The organism is Mycobacterium attenuatum (genome assembly GCF_900566085.1).
Taxonomy (GTDB): domain Bacteria; phylum Actinomycetota; class Actinomycetes; order Mycobacteriales; family Mycobacteriaceae; genus Mycobacterium; species Mycobacterium attenuatum.
In genome coordinates, this window is record NZ_UPHT01000109.1 from 1 (window position 1) to 15,818 (window position 15,818).

15 protein-coding genes are annotated in these 15,818 nt (G+C 67.6%); 5 read left to right on the top strand and 10 right to left on the bottom strand.

Annotated elements, in window-relative coordinates; genetic code table 11:
• The first annotated feature begins 462 nt into the window (after positions 1-462).
• Positions 463-894 (top strand): pyridoxamine 5'-phosphate oxidase family protein, encoded by a 432-nt coding sequence (locus tag EET13_RS18075; protein ID WP_122443573.1) that lies wholly within the window; start codon positions 463-465, stop codon positions 892-894.
• A 544-nt stretch (positions 895-1,438) separates the two neighbouring features.
• Here the strand turns inward: EET13_RS18075 and EET13_RS18080 are convergent.
• From EET13_RS18080 to EET13_RS18115, 8 genes are all read right to left on the bottom strand, one after another.
• Positions 1,439-1,948: a hydrogenase maturation protease gene (locus EET13_RS18080; RefSeq protein WP_122443574.1), complete on the bottom strand. Its 510-nt coding sequence runs from the start codon at positions 1,946-1,948 to the stop codon at positions 1,439-1,441.
• A complete protein-coding gene (locus tag EET13_RS18085) occupies positions 1,945-3,237 on the bottom strand; it encodes a Ni/Fe hydrogenase subunit alpha (RefSeq protein WP_122443575.1) in 1,293 nt (430 codons plus the stop codon). Before EET13_RS18085 ends, EET13_RS18080 begins: the two co-directional genes overlap by 4 nt.
• Positions 3,234-3,989, bottom strand: a complete 756-nt coding sequence (locus EET13_RS18090; protein ID WP_122443576.1) for an NADH-quinone oxidoreductase subunit B family protein — start codon at positions 3,987-3,989, stop codon at positions 3,234-3,236. Before EET13_RS18090 ends, EET13_RS18085 begins: the two co-directional genes overlap by 4 nt.
• Positions 3,990-4,862 carry an FAD/NAD(P)-binding protein gene (locus EET13_RS18095; RefSeq protein WP_168991302.1) on the bottom strand — a complete coding sequence of 291 codons (873 nt, stop codon included), beginning with the start codon at positions 4,860-4,862 and terminating at the stop codon, positions 3,990-3,992.
• Positions 4,846-5,979 carry a 4Fe-4S dicluster domain-containing protein gene (locus EET13_RS18100; protein ID WP_122443598.1) on the bottom strand — a complete coding sequence of 378 codons (1,134 nt, stop codon included), beginning with the start codon at positions 5,977-5,979 and terminating at the stop codon, positions 4,846-4,848. Before EET13_RS18100 ends, EET13_RS18095 begins: the two co-directional genes overlap by 17 nt.
• A 10-nt stretch (positions 5,980-5,989) precedes the next feature.
• Entirely contained in the window at positions 5,990-6,553 is a 564-nt protein-coding gene (locus tag EET13_RS18105) for an Rv1733c family protein (RefSeq protein WP_122443577.1), read from the bottom strand.
• Between the two features lie 42 nt (positions 6,554-6,595).
• Complete coding sequence (locus EET13_RS18110) at positions 6,596-7,624, bottom strand: Acg family FMN-binding oxidoreductase (protein WP_122443578.1); 1,029 nt, start codon at positions 7,622-7,624, stop codon at positions 6,596-6,598.
• A gap of 150 nt (positions 7,625-7,774) precedes the next feature.
• Positions 7,775-10,084 (bottom strand): heavy metal translocating P-type ATPase, encoded by a 2,310-nt coding sequence (locus EET13_RS18115; RefSeq protein ID WP_244603982.1) that lies wholly within the window; start codon positions 10,082-10,084, stop codon positions 7,775-7,777.
• Positions 10,085-10,463: 379 nt separating this feature from the next.
• Between EET13_RS18115 and EET13_RS18120 the strand changes: the two genes are divergently transcribed.
• Entirely contained in the window at positions 10,464-10,970 is a 507-nt protein-coding gene (locus EET13_RS18120; protein ID WP_122443580.1) for a hypothetical protein, read from the top strand.
• 46 nt (positions 10,971-11,016) lie between these two features.
• On the opposite strand, the gene EET13_RS18125 is transcribed toward EET13_RS18120, so the two are convergent.
• Positions 11,017-11,838 (bottom strand): SDR family NAD(P)-dependent oxidoreductase, encoded by an 822-nt coding sequence (locus EET13_RS18125; RefSeq protein ID WP_122443581.1) that lies wholly within the window; start codon positions 11,836-11,838, stop codon positions 11,017-11,019.
• A gap of 77 nt (positions 11,839-11,915) precedes the next feature.
• Between EET13_RS18125 and EET13_RS18130 the strand changes: the two genes are divergently transcribed.
• Genes EET13_RS18130 through EET13_RS18140 form a run of 3 tightly spaced genes read left to right on the top strand, consistent with a single transcriptional unit; the run spans position 11,916 to position 14,868 of the window.
• Positions 11,916-12,692 carry a crotonase/enoyl-CoA hydratase family protein gene (locus EET13_RS18130; protein ID WP_122443582.1) on the top strand — a complete coding sequence of 259 codons (777 nt, stop codon included), beginning with the start codon at positions 11,916-11,918 and terminating at the stop codon, positions 12,690-12,692.
• Positions 12,692-13,843 (top strand): acyl-CoA dehydrogenase family protein, encoded by a 1,152-nt coding sequence (locus tag EET13_RS18135; RefSeq protein WP_122443599.1) that lies wholly within the window; start codon positions 12,692-12,694, stop codon positions 13,841-13,843. Before EET13_RS18130 ends, EET13_RS18135 begins: the two co-directional genes overlap by 1 nt.
• A complete protein-coding gene (locus tag EET13_RS18140; protein WP_425294252.1) occupies positions 13,840-14,868 on the top strand; it encodes an acyl-CoA dehydrogenase family protein in 1,029 nt (342 codons plus the stop codon). Before EET13_RS18135 ends, EET13_RS18140 begins: the two co-directional genes overlap by 4 nt.
• An 82-nt stretch (positions 14,869-14,950) precedes the next feature.
• Here the strand turns inward: EET13_RS18140 and EET13_RS18145 are convergent, their stop codons facing one another.
• Positions 14,951-15,733: an SDR family oxidoreductase gene (locus tag EET13_RS18145; protein ID WP_211189093.1), complete on the bottom strand. Its 783-nt coding sequence runs from the start codon at positions 15,731-15,733 to the stop codon at positions 14,951-14,953.
• Positions 15,734-15,818: the final 85 nt, after the last annotated feature.

Below are 15,818 nucleotides of genomic sequence, written 5' to 3' on the forward strand. Positions count from 1 at the left end.
GATCGAACGGGCAAACGAAGAGACCACCGACGCAACGCGCCGGTGGTCCCATAACTGGCAATCCAGGTGGTCCCATCACCCTGGCAAAAATCAGGTCACACTGGTCCCAAGCTCATGGCAAACGACACTTTGCATGGCTGTGACCTGGCTCTTTCCTGGCGGACCGCGCTGCGGTCCAGGTGTCTGTCTATCGGTATCCGGCCCTCGGCCTGTCCACGCCGCTGTGTTCGCCGGTCGGTCACCGATCGGCCCATCGGCAAGTGATCTCGGGCCCAAGTATCGATGGCGGGCGAAGACCGCGAATCCGCGCAATTGCGTACGCCGCCGCCTTTGGATTTGACTGCGTCGAGCACCGCTTCTGCTAACCCCGGTCCTGGCATCAGGGCTGCCGGTTGGCGTGGGCACCGAGCCGACTCCAATAGCATCTATGCCTGTGAGGTATCAGATGAGAGGGGTTGGCTGATGTCGGGAGCCGGTGAAGTGATCACCATCCTGCCCGTGAGCGAATGCTGGGAGCTGCTGAAAAGCGTGACCTTGGGGCGGCTGGTCACCAGCGTGGACGGCCGTCCGCAGATCTTCCCGGTGAACTTCGTCGTCCAGCGCCGCACCATCCTGTTCCGCACCGCCGAGGGCACCAAGCTCGTCAGCGCCGCGATGAACAACCAGGTGCTGTTCGAAGTCGACGATCACACTGCCGTCGAAGGCTGGAGCGTGATCATCCAGGGCAGGGCGCGCTCGCTTCGGAGCGACGAGGAGATCGAGGAGGCCGACCGCGCCCAGCTCTTGACCTGGATCGCAACCGAGAAAAAGCACTACGTGCGGATACTTCCGGACCTGGTGACCGGACGGCGGTTCCGGTTCGACCGGCCGAGCCCGTCGCAGCCGGTTCAGTGAGCTCGGCCATCGCGCTGCGGCGCCTGCCATTGAGCTCCTGACCATGCTGATGCTCCATTAAGGCTCAGCATCTCACGGCCCGATTGAAGTGCCACCATGAGCTCTCCCAATTACGGTCAGGAATTACTGTTTTCGAGTTCTCGGCCGGTGCGATGCGGGGGCGATCATCGTGTCAGTGGAGGTCATCGAGCGCGCACTGGTGGCGTCGAGCGTGCACTGGTGGCGTCGAGCGTGCACTGGTGGCGTCGAGCGTGCACTGGTGGCGTCGAGCGTGCCGTCAGGGTGGGCCAATCGCGATATTCCCGCCGTACGTACACAATCGACGCCATCACCTCACACTCGATACGGCGGCATGGCTATCGAGCCGGTGAGCACCCGAGCGAGTTGCCCGCACAGCCACCAGGCCCGCGCCCGCCAACATCGAAGACCAGCAGCCGTACGGCCTCGCGCAAGCATCCAACCGCCAAAAGTAGACGACACACGGGATGACCGAGTCGACACAGCGTCTTAGAAGCGTCCTGAAGCCCGTCGGACACCCGCTCGCCTACTCGTGCGGCCGATGTGACCAGTCGCCGTCACGCGCGGCAGCAACCTGGACCACCTCCGCGGCCAGATCCACCGCCATGCCGACCGCCGTCGGCACGGCAGCCGCTACCTGCGGTGTCAAACCCACGCCATGGCCGGTGTCGACCACTTCTACGCAGACCACCGCCACCATGGCGGGCACTCGGCCAAGGGCCTGCCCCAGTGCGTATGCCGCGACGACGTCGACGCCGTGCGAACTCACCCCGTCCGTTGCGGTGACCAGATCGGCGAGCGCACAACGGGTTACCCGGCCCGGCATGGGCGGCGTCGCGACCACGGCGTCGATCACGACGGCCAGGCGGACGCCCGACCACGCCTCGACCAGCTCCAAGGGCTCGACAATGTCGGTGACAACCCGGACATCGGGCAATCTCAGCTCGTCGAGCGCGGCGGCGGCGACAATGCCCACACCGTCATCGCGACGGTAGCGATTGCCCAGCCCGACGACGACAACCGGGCCCGCGGTCATTCGCGTCGCACCGTCAGCGTCAGGAAGTGCGCCGAGCACGAGATGCACGGGTCGTAGTTGCGGATCACCCGCTCGCACAATGTGGTCAACTCCGCGTCGGCGAGGGTGAGGTTCGCCGCAACCACGCGAGCCAGGTCGCTCTCGATGGCCGCCTGGTTCTGCGAGGTGGGCGGAATGATCGTCGCCGCCGAAATCAGACCGTCGTCGTCAATTTCGTATCGGTGGTACAGCAGGCCGCGGGGCGCCTCACTGACGCCATGACCGACGCCCGCATGGACCGGGACCTCCACGAATGGCCGTGACGGCCGCTGGTATCCGTCGATGATGCGCAACGCCTCCTCGATCGCGTAGACCACCTCGACGGCACGAACCACGATGCTGCGGAACGGATTTCGGCATTCGCCGGACAGCCCTGCGGCCGCCGCTGCCTCGCCGGCGATCGGCGACAGCGCCAAAGAATTGAGGCAATACCGCGCCAGTGGCCCGGTCAGGTAGCGGCCGCCGTCAAGGGTGGCATGCAGCGCAGTCGAATGCGGCACCTGCGACTCGTGCACGTGCTCGGTGAAATCGGCCACCGGGAACGACGGGCCGGCGCTGCGCGCGATGGCGCCGTTCTCGATCGCATACTGACCCGGCTGGCTCAACGCCAGCATCTCGTGGTCGAGTTCGAGGTCGGGAAAGTCGAAGCCGGACACCCACTCCACCGTCGCCAACGCGTCGTCTAGCGCCCGGCGCAGCAGCTCGGCGAGCGGCGCCAGCTGCGACCGGTCGGGCACCGAGTAGAACCCGCCCAGACGCACGTTGATGGGGTGTATCGACCGTCCGCCGATGAAGTCCATCAGCTTGTTGCCGGCCTTCTTCAACCGCAGCCCGCGCTCGACCGCGGCACGCTGGTCGCGCGCCAGGGCGATCACGTCCGGGCAGCCGAGGAAGTCCGGCGCGTGCAGCAGGTAAACGTGCAGGACGTGGCTGTGGATCCATTCACCGCAGTACAACAGCCGACGCAGCGCGACGAGCTCCGGATCCACCTCGACGCCGCAGGCCTGTTCGATCGCGTTGCAGGCGCTGACCTGATAGGCAACCGGACAGATGCCGCAGATCCGTGCGGTCAGGTCCGGTGGCTCGGTATAGGCCCGCCCCCGCAGAAATGCTTCGAAAAACCTTGGGGGCTCATAGATGTTGAGCTGAACGCTGTCCAGCGCGCCGTCCTTCAGGGTGACGTGCAGCGCTCCTTCCCCTTCGACGCGGGTCAGGGTGCCGACGCTGAGTGTCCGGTTGTCGGTGGTCACTGCTTGCTCCGCTCGGCGGCGAAGGCAGTGACGTTGAATGTCGAGAACACCCGATCGACATCCCCGTCGGACATTCCGTCGCGGCGCAGCAGCGGTATCAGCGTGGCGGTTTGCGGCGCCGCCGACGGACCGAAACAGCCGTAGCAGCCCCGGTGATGACTGGGGCACAACGCGCCGCAACCGGCATGGGTGACCGGTCCCAGACACGGAATGCCTTCGGTGACAACGACACACGTGACCCCGCGCAGTTTGCACTCCATACATACCGTCTTGGCCGGCAGCCGCGGCTTGCGACCGACCAGCAGCGCCGCGAGGGTGTCCAAGAGCTGCCCGCGGTCGATCGGGCAGCCGTGCAGCTGGTAGTCGACCTTGACATGCGCGGCCGCCGGCGTCGAAGTCGCAAGCGCGTCAATGTATTCCGGGTTGGCATAGACCAGCGAGGTGAACTCCGCGACATCGGCGAAGTTGCGCAACGCCTGCACCCCGCCGGCGGTGGCGCAGGCACCGATGGTGACCAATATCTTCGACTGCTCCCGGATCTCCCGGATGCGCTGCTCGTCGTGGCGAGTGGTGACCGAACCCTCGACCAGCGATATGTCGTACGGACCGCTGACCATCGCGCTGGAGGCCTCGGCGAAGGTCGCGATCTGCACCTGGTCGGCCAGGGTGAGCAGCTCGTCCTCGCAGTCGAGCAAGGTCAGCTGGCAACCGTCACACGAAGCGAACTTCCACACCGCCAGACTGGGACTCATCTACAGCTCCTTGACCCGTATTAGTGGGCCGGCCAGGTCGTAGCCGACGACCGGTCCGTCGCGGCACACCAGCAATGGGCCCAACTGGCAATGGCCGCACCAGCCGACACCGCACTGCATGTTTCGCTCCAGCGACACCCGAATGTCGCGGGCCGCAACGCCTTTGGCGAGCAAGGCGTCTGCCCCGAACCGGAGCATGGGCTCGGGTCCGCACAGGAACGCGGTGGTGCGCTCGGGCTGCAGCGTAAGCCGGCGCACCGGCTCGGTCACCAGGCCGACCTCACCGTGCCAGTCCTGGACGGGGACGTCAACCGTCAGGTGAAGTTCGATCTGCGGGTCGTGCGCCCACTGTTGGAGTTGTGCGGCGAACAGAAAGTCAGCCTTGGAGCGGGCCCCCACGACCAGCATCAGCCTGCCGTAGCGGGCGCGGTTGGCCAACGCACCGAGGATTGCCGGACGCAGCGGGCACAGTCCCACCCCGCCGGCCACCATCACCAAATCCCGTCCGGCCGCCTCGTCGAGTCCCCAGGTGGTGCCGAACGGCCCGCGCACGCCGACAAGAGTGCCCGGCTGCGCGTCGTGCAGGGCACGGCTGACCGCCCCGACCGCACGGATGGTGTGCGTGATCGAGCCGTCGGTGACGGTGGGATCCCCGCTGATGGATATCGCCGCTTCGCCGACGCCGAATGCGTAGAGCATCATGAATTCGCCGGGCTGCGGCGCGGGAAGCGCCGCATCGAGCGGCTCCAGGCACAACGTCGCCGCATCCGCGCTTTCGACGACGCGGCTGCGCACCCGGTACGGAACCGGCGCCATCGCAGATGAGGGCGCCGCGCCGGTCACCCGGCCCGCCCGGTCAGTCTGGTCGGTCATTGCGCGCCATCTTGTTCATTTCCTCGGTGATGTCGATGCCGGTGGGACACCAGGCAATGCATCGCCCGCAGCCGACGCAGCCCGACATGTCGAACTGGTCATGCCAGGTGCCCAGTTTGTGGGTGAGCCAGTGCCGGTAACGCGACGCGCCGGAGCGGCGCACGCTGCCGCCGCCGTGGACATAGGTGAAGTCGAATTCGTAGCAGGACGCCCAGTGCTGCCAGCGTTCGGCGTGCTCACCGGTCAGGTCGGTGACGTCTTCAGTGCTGGTGCAGTAGCACGTCGGGCACACCATCGTGCAGTTGCCACAGGTCAGACAGCGACTGGCCACCTCTTCCCACTGCGGCGACTCGCGTGACCGGACGAGTAGCTCGCGCAGATCCGCGTCCGGCATCTGCCGTCCCATGCGCTGCGATGCGGCTTCGACATCTGCGCGCGCGCAATCGATTTCGTCACCGGCAGCCGGCTGGTGCGGCACCGCCGCGAGCACGTCGGCGCCGTCCTGGCTGCCTGCGTCCACCAGGTAGGTCACACCGTCGGCGCCGACGCGCTCCGTCAGCGCCAAGTCGTAACCGGGTCCGGCCGCCGGTCCGGTTCCCATCGACGCGCAGAAACACAGCCCGCCCGGTTCGGTGCAATTGACCGCCACCACAAAGGCCCGCCGCCGGCGGCTGACGAAGGAGCTGTCGGCATATGCCGCAGCGCCCAGCACCCGGTCGAGCGTCGCAATCGCGGCCAGATCACAACCACGCACCCCGAGGAACGCATACCGCGGAACGTCCTCCTCGGACTCGGCTGCGCCGAACCCGTCCCGGGTGCCGGCCCACAACCGCTGCCGAGGCGGATGCAGGAACTGTTTCCACGACTGCGGCCCCGCCGAATGCCCGAACACCGCGTCGTCGTCGCGCCGGCGCACCCGGTAGTGCCCCGGCCCCACGTCAACGCCCCAGCCGCGCGGAAGATCATCCGTCGACTCGAGTTCGGCGAGCACAATCGCGTTGTCGCGCAACGTCGGACCGACGACTCGGTAGCCTCGCTGGATCAGTACCTCGACCAGGCGACGCAATCCGACGGCGTCCAGCAACGCGGCATCGGAGTCTCCCCCGTGTCTGGTCATCGACACATCATCAGCCTATTTCACTTACCTTGGCGAGCTCACGCTCCCACGCGGCGTCGCGTGCCCGGTCGAGCCGGGAGCGAACCGAAGCGACCAGTGAGGCCATCGCCACACCGCACGCCAGCACGATCAGCACCGAGGTGACGAGCGCGTCCACCCCCGCATGCCACCTCGGAGTCGGTGGCCTGACCAGATTTCCGTCCCGGTCGGTCCAGATTTCGACGCGCTGGCCCGCGTTGAGCGGGACACTCTGCTGGAACGAGCCGGTGCGCTCGCCGCCGGCCACCGCCCAACGGACATGCATGACAACGCTTTCGGAGTTCGGATTGTGGGTCACACTGGCGACAGTGGCCATCACCGGGTGCCGCGCCTGGGCCTGCCTGGCGTACTGGTGATCCCGGGCATCGAAGACTTCGATGCCCGCGATACCGGCGGCGGGGATCATGGCAAGCGACGCGATCAGCGCGACCAGTAGGAGCAGGGCCTCCAGGCGGTCGGTACGTCGAAGCAGCGGATTGCGGCCGACCAAGTGCGCGATCCGCCAGCGGCGGGGGTCTATCGTCAACGTCTCCATCGAAACTTCCTGACATTTGTCCAGATGCCGGTTATCTGACGCCTATTCGGCCAGCATCGGGGTCCAACCGCTGTCCGGGGATGCGGTTTCGCTGTCGGCAACCCAGTCGACGATCTCGGAGAGCTCACGTCGCGGCGTCGACGGCAACGGGTCAGCGTTGATGGGTGCCCAGCCAACCCGCAGCAGCATCTGCGGATACTGGCTGTCCCCGAAGACGTCCGCGCGGACCGCAGCACGTGTTTCGGCGATTTCCAGCGGTTCGGTGACCGGGCAACTGGCCAGCCCCATCGCCGTCGCGGTCAGCAGCACGACGCTGGTTGCCTCACCGGCGCGTAGCTGCGCCAGCCGGTCGTCTGCGCGAGTTCCCAAGGCCAGCATCACCGTATTGTCTTCGGCGGGTGAGGCATCCGGTGGCATGGCCAGCGCCGGGCCGGCGAATCGCCGACCAGGTATGGGCGCCATGGGATCCGGAATGGGCGTATTGCGGGCGGGAACACCGACCACCGAGGCATGCCGGCCGCTCCAGGCACTGAGCTCGGCGAGATAACCATTATCGGATGCGTGATCCCAAACCGATTTGGCCACAATAGCGTTCAGCTTGTCCATGGCGTCGACCTGGCGTAGCGTCACCCCGTTGCGAGCCGCCCGCGCCGCCATCAGCGCGATGTCGCTGACCGGCACCGGCCAGAAACTGTAGTGCCGCCGGTCGGTTCGCCGCCGAGGTATCGCCGCGGCCAGCGAGATATCCAGCGGATCGGCATTCTGACGTGACACTTCGATGGCGGCCAGATGATTGGAGTCGGCCGGATTGGGCAGTCGCGACACTTTGGCTTGCCAACCCGTGGCTGCCAGCGCGATGACGCAGTGGTTCAACGCCGCACCGCAACTCAAGATCAAGTCGCGCCCTTCCGGGTCGGTGTTGGGCAGCTGCAGGCTGGTGTCGGAGTAGAGATGCAGCGAAGACTCCCCCACTTGCCACCGCCACGGCTGCGTGTTGTGTACGGACGGCGCCCGAGAGGCCAGCGTCAAGACCGTGCGGATGGTGCCGGTATCCGGGAAATGCGCAGTCATGGTCGTTACTCCCTTCCGTCGGCGCAATGGTCCTCTCAACGATTGCGCAATTGCGCCGCCCGGACGAGGGCACGGCGTCCTTGCAGCGAAGGACTTTGTGCCATTGCCGAATCGGCGAACGGCCTCCTGACCCACGGCGTCCACCAGGATTCACAATGTGGGCGGCTGCGCGCCGGCGGCGGGCCGCGGCGACGGCGCAATCGTGGCATCGTCCTCTGCGAGGGTGAAGTAGCTTTCCTCTTCCTGCACGAAGTGCAGCCGCAACAGCGCATACAGACCATAGAGGCAGGCCAGCAGGTCATCGACTTGGTCGTGCTGTAGTGCCCCGACCGATTGTGCCAACGCCAGATGGGTCTCGATCCGGTCGGAAAGCCGCCGGATTTCGGCATGGGTGCGGCTCATGGTGGCGGTGGCTTCACCACTGCCTAGCGGGCGCGCCAGCGCCGGGTAAAGCTGAGCTTCCTCCGCCTGCTCGTGCGGCAGGATCCGTTCGGTGAGCAAGAGATGCACCGCGCCCAACGACTCCAGCGACGCGGCGTCGGGCCCGGCGGCCAGCCGGTTGGCCGCGGTGCGTAGCAGCCCGATGGTGTCGCGCAGCTGGTCGTGTTCGTCAGCGAAGCGGTGCAGCAGTTGCTCGGTTCCCGCAGCCAATCGCAGCTCGGTGTTCGGGTTACCACGCAACGCTCGCAGCGCGTTGACGATCACCGCGACATCGATGCCCTCTTGCAGCAGCGCTCCGGCCGCAGGCGGCAGCAAGCCCAGCGCGGCGATCACCATGGCCAGCAGCGACAGGCTCATGCCGACAACCGCACTTTGCACGGCGATCCGCCGAGACCAGCGGGCGATATCCATCGCATCGGCCAGCCGGTCGAGCCGATCAGTGGTCAAGACGATGTCGGCGGCCTCCGAGGAGGCGGTGGCTCCCCGCGCGCCCATCGCCACGCCGACCGTGGCCGCCGCCAGCGCGGGGGCGTCATTGACGCCGTCACCCACCATCACCGTCACTGCCCGTTGGGTTTCGGCGCGCACCGCAGCAAATTTGTCGGCCGGGCTCTGGTCGGCGTAGACCGAGTCCAAGCCCAAAATCGTGGCTACCTCCCGAGTCGGCTCGGCCCGGTCGCCGGTGAGCAGGATCAACCGAGTCAGACCGGCCTCGCGCAATCGGCGCACCGTGCGCGGCGCCTGGCGGCGCAATGGGTCGCGCAGCAACACCGCCGCCGCCGGGCTGGCATTGATGCAGACCCAGGCGATGGCCGCACTGTCGAGCCTGGCCCGGTTGACAGCGGCCCGCACCCAGGTGCCGGTCAGGACGTCGGCCGCCAACTTGCCGACCGTAACGCGCTGTCCGTCGACGTCGGCGGTGACACCGCGGCCCGGCTCTTCGACGACATCGGTGGGCAGTGACAATCGCAGACCCCGGCTGAGCGCTTCGGTGACGATGGCCTCGGCCAGGACGTGCGGGGACAGCTGGTCCACCGAGGCAGCCAGCCGCAGCATCTCGGTGCTGTCCCGGCCGGGCGCGGCCACCACGTCGACGACGGCCGGACGTCCCATTGTCAGGGTGCCCGTCTTGTCCATCACCAAAGTCGTTGCATGCCCGAGGTTTTCCAACGCGACTCCGCTGCGGATCACGACCCCGGCCCGGGAGGCCCGGGACAGGCCGGAAACGATTGCCACCGGTGCGGCCAGCAGCAGCGGACACGGGGTCGCCACCACCAGGACCGCCACGGCCCGCACGGCCGACCCGCTGGTCAGCCACGCCGCCGCGGCCAGCAGCAGCGCCAACGGCAGGAACCACGCCGCGTAGCGGTCGGCCAACCGCACGATCGGGGCATTTTCCGCGCCCGCCTGTTGCGCCATCCGGACAATGCCGGCGTAGGTGCTCTCGTCGGCGGTTGCGGTCGCGCGCAACTCAAAAGCGCTGCCGGCGTTGACCACACCGCTGCGGACCGGTTCGCCGATCCCCCGTTCGACCTGCAGCGGCTCACCGGTCAGCGCGGATTCGTCGAGGACGGCCGGCACATCGGCGATGCGCCCGTCCACCGGTACCACCTCGCCGGGGCCGACGATGACGATGTCCTCGACGGCTACCTCCGCCAACGCAACCAGACTCACCTGGGTACCGGCACGTCGGCGCGCAAACCGGGGCGCACGTTCGAGCAGCGCCCGCAAATCGCGCGACGCGCGGCGCTCGGCGGCCGCATCGAGGGCGCGACCAGTCGCCAGCATCACCGCAATCAACGCGCCGGCCACGTATTCGCCCACCAGCAGCGTGCCGACCAGCGACAACACCGCGATGACGTCGACACCGATCCGCCCGCGGCGCAACGCCGCCAACACCCAGACCGACGCCGGCGCAACGGCCACCACCGTCCCGGCGATCCAGCAGCCGTCGGCCGCGGCGCGCTCGCCGAGCAACCAGGTGATCCCACCGGCGACCAACAGACCGACGGTCAACATCACCAGCGCCGGTTCGATCAGTCGGCGAACACGCGATACCCGCCGGCCGCCACCAGCCGCCGTATCGCCAACCACCTCGAAAATCCTATCGTTACCCATACTTTCGACGTCCGCCACAGCAGCCCTGCGCGGCTGAACGAATCCCCAGCCGAGTCCACCAGTCCGACGTTGCCACCGCTAGGGCCGTAATGCCCGGCCGCTCCGGGTCCTTAGACTCCGGCGCGGGCTGAGTCGCGATGCATTCGCGGTTGCAGACAGTCGAATCCACACCTTGCCAAGCCGCGACCTGCGTACAATCACGCCGCCGATAGTTGCCGATAGTTGCCGATAGCCCACCTAGCCGCATACCCGACCACGGGACGAGCACCGAAGGAATCCGATGCCGATAATCAGGTTGCTGGCCATCCTCGCGCTGAGTTGGCCGGGTCTGGTCGGATGCGCCGCACAGCACGAGGCGTCGCCACGCGCGTCGAGCTCGACGCCGGCGACCGCCAGCACCACCGTCGCGACCACCAGCCAACCCGCTACGAGTGCGTCCCCGACGACTGCGACCACCACCGCACCATGCGTTGGGCTATCGATCTGTGCACCGCCGCCGCCGGACGCCGAGGGCAATCCCGCGTGTTTCTATTCCGATGGCTGGCAAGCGAGCTCGTCGGGCGCCGGCATCGAGGTGTGGTATTTCCATGAGCCGCAGAACATGTCAAAGCCCGACAAGATCACCGCGGTGGTGCGCAAGAAGGACGGCACCACCGAGTCCCAGGAAGCTGACATCGAAGCCGGACAACAAGTGCACCGCTTCGAGTTTGCGGCCATCGACAAAGCTGCTGTGGCACAGGTGTTTCTGGACAGCAGCACCGGCCGCTGCTACGTCATCGGGCCGTAGACGATCACGTGACCCGCGCCGGCGCGGCCGGACCCCCAGGTCGTCGTCATCGGTCAGGGTCTGCGGACACATCGCGGCGCGCGGCGCCGATGAGTTTCTGCATGAGCCGGTGCCCGCCGAGGACTATCGCGGCACGATCGGGTCCACTGCCGCGCTGCACCGCAGCGGCATTGTCACCGGCGATGAACACCGGGCCGTTTGCCAGGTTCTCCAGCCCCGCGCGCGCGACGTCGGCGGGTTCGGCAACCGGGATGCCGGGCACCTCGAAGTTCAGCCCGGCTCGCCGCATGGCCGGCGTGCGCGTGACCCCCAACACCAGCTCCAGGACGTCAACGCCGTAGTCGCGCAGCTCAAGCCACAGGCTCTCGGCGAACAGCCGGCTGAACGCCTTGCTGCCGGTGTACACCGACTGTCGCATCGAACCGTAGGTCGCCGCGGTCGAACCGACCAGCAGGATGCCGCCGCTGCGGCGGGCTCGCATCGACCGCCCGAAGTGGTGCACCAGTTCCAGCATCCGGGTCACATTGAGGTCGATGACCCGACCGACGTCGGTCAGGTCGGCGTCAAAGAACTCTTGGCGGCACGTGTTGGCGCCGGCGTTGTAGATCAGCAGGCCAACCTCCAGGTCGGCCGCTTCCTCCATGATTTGCCAAACCGATTCGGGGTCAAGGAGATCCACGGCAACAGTGCGCACCTGCGCGCCCAGCTGCCGGCAACTGTCCGCCGTGTCGGCCAGCGGTCCCGGCGTGCGCGCAATCAGCATCAGGTTCAGTCCGTAGCCGGCCAACTGCTTGGCGAACTCCGCCCCTAAGCCCTCCGAACCACCGGCGATCACCGCCCACGGGCCGTACTTCGCGACGTCGGGCATGGTTCCTCCTCAGCGCTGCTGGCCGTTCGGACACCGCAAGCGGGTTGGCGCCAGACCGGGTCCCTACAGTTTCCGTCATGAGCACCGTCTTGGACATTGCCACCAACGGACCCGTACGGACCTGGACGATCAATCTGCCCGACGTCGGCAACGCGATCACCGGCAAGGATTTCATCGCCGCATTCGAGGCCGCCGTCGACGGCGCCAACGCCGACACCGGTGTCTGCGCGGTCATTCTCACCGGGACGGGCAAGATCTTCTCCGCGGGCGGCAACGTCAAAGAGATGGCCAACCGCGACGGGATGTTCGGGCTGGACGCACTCGACCAGCGGCACGCCTATATCGACGGCATCCAGCGGATCCCGCGGGCTCTAACGCGCCTCGAGGTTCCGTTGATCGGTGCCGTCAACGGTCCGGCCATCGGCGCCGGCTGTGACCTGGCGATGATGTGCGACATCCGGGTCGCGTCGGAACGCGCCTGGTTCGCCGAGAGCTTCGTCCAGCTCGGCCTGATTCCCGGCGACGGCGGCACCTGGTTTCTGCAGCGGATCATCGGCTACGAACGCGCCGCGGAGATGACGTTCACCGGCGACCGCGTGGACGCCGCGACCGCCCTGCAGTGGGGCATGGTCAGCCGCGTGGTGCCCCACGAGGAACTGCTCACCGAGGCACACGCGCTGGCCGAACGCATCGCCAAGAACCCCAGCCACGCGCTGCGGATGGCCAAGCGGCTGCTGCAGGAGTCGCGGTCCGGCTCACTGGAGTCGACGCTGGGACTGGCCGCGGCCATGCAGCCGCTGGCGCATCGCGATCCCGAGCACCAGCACCGCATTGCCAAGTGGAAGACGAGCTGATGCCACCGCCGAGGCTGGTGCCGCCCGCCGCCGTCGACGCATCGGCGACATCGGCGACGGATGCCTTGCGCGCCCAGGTTCGCGCGTTTCTCGCCGAGCAACTGGCCGCCGGTTCGTTCACCCCGTCCGTCGATGCCTGGCTGACACGCTGGGACGAGAACTTCACCGCGGCGCTGGCGGCGCGCGGCTGGCTGGGCATGACGGTGCCCGTCGAATACGGCGGGCACGGACGCTCGTTTGTGGAGCGGTTCGTCGTCACCGAAGAACTCCTGGCAGCCGGTGCACCCGTCGCTGCGCATTGGGTCGCCGACCGCCAGATCGTGCCGTCGCTGCTCACATACGGCACCGATGCTCAGAAATCGCATTTTCTGCCCCGGATCGTGCGCGGCGAGTGCTTTTTCGGCATCGGCATGAGTGAACCGGACTCCGGCTCCGATTTGGCCAGTGTGCGCACCCGGGCCGAGCGCGTCGAGGGCGGCTGGGCGCTGTCGGGCACCAAGGTCTGGACGTCGGGCGCCCACCTCGCGCACGCGTTCATCGTGCTCGCCCGCACCGCGCCGGTCGATCCTGCCGATCGGCATGCCGGGCTCAGCCAGTTCATCGTCGACCTGCGCGGGACCGGCGGCGTCGATATCCGGCCGATCGTCTCGATGAACGGCGACCACCATTTCAACGAGGTGATCCTCGACGCGGCTTTTGTGCCCGACAACATGGTGTTCGGCGAAATCGGCCACGGTTGGCAGCAGGTGACCTCGGAGCTGAGCTTCGAGCGCAGCGGGCCCGAACGCTTCCTGTCGACCTTCGTGCTGCTGGCGTCGGCCGCCGAAAACATGGCCGCGCAACGACTTTCGTACGACGTCGACCTGGGCCGGTTGGTGGCGCGGGTGGCCGGTCTGCATCAGATGTCGGCTGCGGTGGCCGGGGCGCTGCAGCGCCATGACCGGGCCGACATCCCCGCGGCGGTGGTCAAGGTGCTCGGCACCGCCACCGAAGGCGACATCGCCGACTTCGCCGATCGGCACGCCGGTGGCGATTGGCACCACGGCGAGCTGGTGGCGCGGGCGGTCGACCAGCGTCCGGGTTTCACGCTGCGGGGCGGAACCAACGAGGTGTTGCGGGGTGTTATCGCGCGGGGGCTGGGACTGCGATGATGACCGTCGATCCAACCGGCCCGGTCGACCCCGATCTGGTCGAGATGATCGACGCCGTCTTCGCCGGATACCGCGACACACATTCCGCGGGCGCGGCGCTTGACAACCAACTGTGGACACGCCTCGATGATCTCGGTTTGGTGCGGCTGACCGGCTCCGAAGAGTCCGGCGGCAGCGGGGCCGGATGGTACGAAGCAGCCGAGCTGCTTGCCGCCGCGGTCCGTCACGCGGTGCGAATTCCGTTGGCAGAACACGATTTGTTGGCCTGCTGGCTGTTGCAGGCCAACCGGATGCCCGTCGACGGCGCGGTGCGGACGATGTGTCTGCTCGATGACCGGGGCATGGCCTACGATGTGCCCTGGGCCGGCGCCGCCGAGCGGATCGTGATCGTCTGGCAAGCCGGCGATGGATATTACGTGGCCGACGTGGCGGCGCAATCGCTGGTGGTCACCCCTGGTGCCAACCTGATCGGCGAACCGCGGGACACGGTATCCGCCGACCCCGTCGCGCTCGCCGGCACGCCGGTCGGCGCGCATCTGGTGACGACGCTGACGCGCAAGTCCGCACTGGTGCGGGCGATTCAGGTGTGCGCGGCGCTGGACCGGATTGTGCAGCTGTCCATCGAGCATGCGATTACCCGGTTCCAGTTCGGCCGTCCGCTGTCGAAATTCCAGGCGATACAGCACCTGATCGCCGACATCGCCGCCGAGGCCGCACTTGCCCGAGCCGCCACGGAGGCCGCACTGGCCACGGCGGTGCGCAGCGACTGGTCCGCGCCGAACCTCGATTTCCTTGTCGCCGTGGCACGTTCGTGTGCGGGCCAGGCCTGTTCGGTTGTGGTGCGCAACGCCCACCAGGTCCATGGCGCCATCGGCACCACTCGCGAACACCGCCTGCACGAGTACACCCGCGCCGCACTCGCCTGGCGCTCGGAATTCGGTTCGGTCCACTACTGGGACGAGCAGGTCACCCGTGCGGCACTACGAGCGGGGTCGGCCGGGCTCTGGAGCTTGATCACCGGATGACGCCAGGCGTGTTTCGCCGGAGCTAACGCCACGGCGAAAAATCGAGCGGGATATCGCCTTGGCGTTACGCTCGCGCCGTGCGTCAGGCCGGCGGGTAGCCGGCGTCGAGAACCGGTCCGCCGGCAGCCGATGCACCCCTGGCGACCACGATCGGAATCGACGTTGCCGGGTCAGTGCGTAGGATGGTGTGCACCACGTTGACCAGGTCCTCGACCGGCATCAATTTACCCGGCATGCGGCCGCCGGACAGCCACAGCGGATACGCCTTCATGGCAAGGTCGCGATCCCAGCCGACATTCATCGCCGTCCGCGCGTCACCCTCGCCGCCCGCGCACTCGCCCACGATGAGGCAGGTGAATCCGATTTCCGGGTGCTCGGCCCGCCACACCTCGACCAGCCTCTCCAGGGCCGCCTTGCTGACCCCGTACGCGCCGAGGCCGGGCCACGGCGGTGTGTAACCGCCGGTGTCGGAGGACAGGTAGATCGCCTTGCCCGAGGCGGCGGCCAAATGCGGCACCGCCGCCGCGGTGGCCACCGACGCGCCGATGACGTTGGTGTCGAAAACTCGCCTCCAGGTGTCGGCATCGGTGTCGACCAGGCGCACCAGTGGGCTGATGGCCGGGGTGTAGACGAGATTGTCGATGCCGCCGAGCCCCTCGGCGGCTGCGGCGATGGCCGCTTGGCACGACGCCTCGTCGGTGACGTCGCACTCCACGGCGATGGCAGCGGGGCCGGCCTCACCGGCTTCGCGGGCCGCGGCCTGGGTTCGCTCGAGCCGCCGCGCCAGCAGCGCGACGTCGTCGCCGCGCTGGGCAAGTCCGACAGCGATGCAGCGCCCCAACCCGCTCGAGGCGCCGATGACCACCGTTTTCGACATAGTCGCCTCCTGCCCAAGCGTTGACCATGTGCGCCGAACCCGCCAGAGCCACAGCGTATCGGCCGGAAAGTCC

Bases quoted from the DNA above. Each gene is read 5' to 3' on its own strand.
- EET13_RS18075 (WP_122443573.1), top strand. From the start codon at position 463: ATGTCGGGAGCCGGTGAAGTGATCACCATCCTGCCCGTGAGCGAATGC.
- EET13_RS18080 (WP_122443574.1), bottom strand. From the start codon at position 1,948: ATGACCGCGGGCCCGGTTGTCGTCGTCGGGCTGGGCAATCGCTACCGT.
- EET13_RS18090 (WP_122443576.1), bottom strand. From the start codon at position 3,989: ATGAGTCCCAGTCTGGCGGTGTGGAAGTTCGCTTCGTGTGACGGTTGC.
- EET13_RS18095 (WP_168991302.1), bottom strand. From the start codon at position 4,862: ATGACCGACCAGACTGACCGGGCGGGCCGGGTGACCGGCGCGGCGCCC.
- EET13_RS18100 (WP_122443598.1), bottom strand. From the start codon at position 5,979: ATGACCAGACACGGGGGAGACTCCGATGCCGCGTTGCTGGACGCCGTC.
- EET13_RS18105 (WP_122443577.1), bottom strand. From the start codon at position 6,553: ATGGAGACGTTGACGATAGACCCCCGCCGCTGGCGGATCGCGCACTTG.
- EET13_RS18110 (WP_122443578.1), bottom strand. From the start codon at position 7,624: ATGACTGCGCATTTCCCGGATACCGGCACCATCCGCACGGTCTTGACG.
- EET13_RS18115 (WP_244603982.1), bottom strand. From the start codon at position 10,084: ATGTTGACCGTCGGTCTGTTGGTCGCCGGTGGGATCACCTGGTTGCTC.
- EET13_RS18120 (WP_122443580.1), top strand. From the start codon at position 10,464: ATGCCGATAATCAGGTTGCTGGCCATCCTCGCGCTGAGTTGGCCGGGT.
- EET13_RS18125 (WP_122443581.1), bottom strand. From the start codon at position 11,838: ATGCCCGACGTCGCGAAGTACGGCCCGTGGGCGGTGATCGCCGGTGGT.
- EET13_RS18130 (WP_122443582.1), top strand. From the start codon at position 11,916: ATGAGCACCGTCTTGGACATTGCCACCAACGGACCCGTACGGACCTGG.
- EET13_RS18135 (WP_122443599.1), top strand. From the start codon at position 12,692: ATGCCACCGCCGAGGCTGGTGCCGCCCGCCGCCGTCGACGCATCGGCG.
- EET13_RS18140 (WP_425294252.1), top strand. From the start codon at position 13,840: ATGATGACCGTCGATCCAACCGGCCCGGTCGACCCCGATCTGGTCGAG.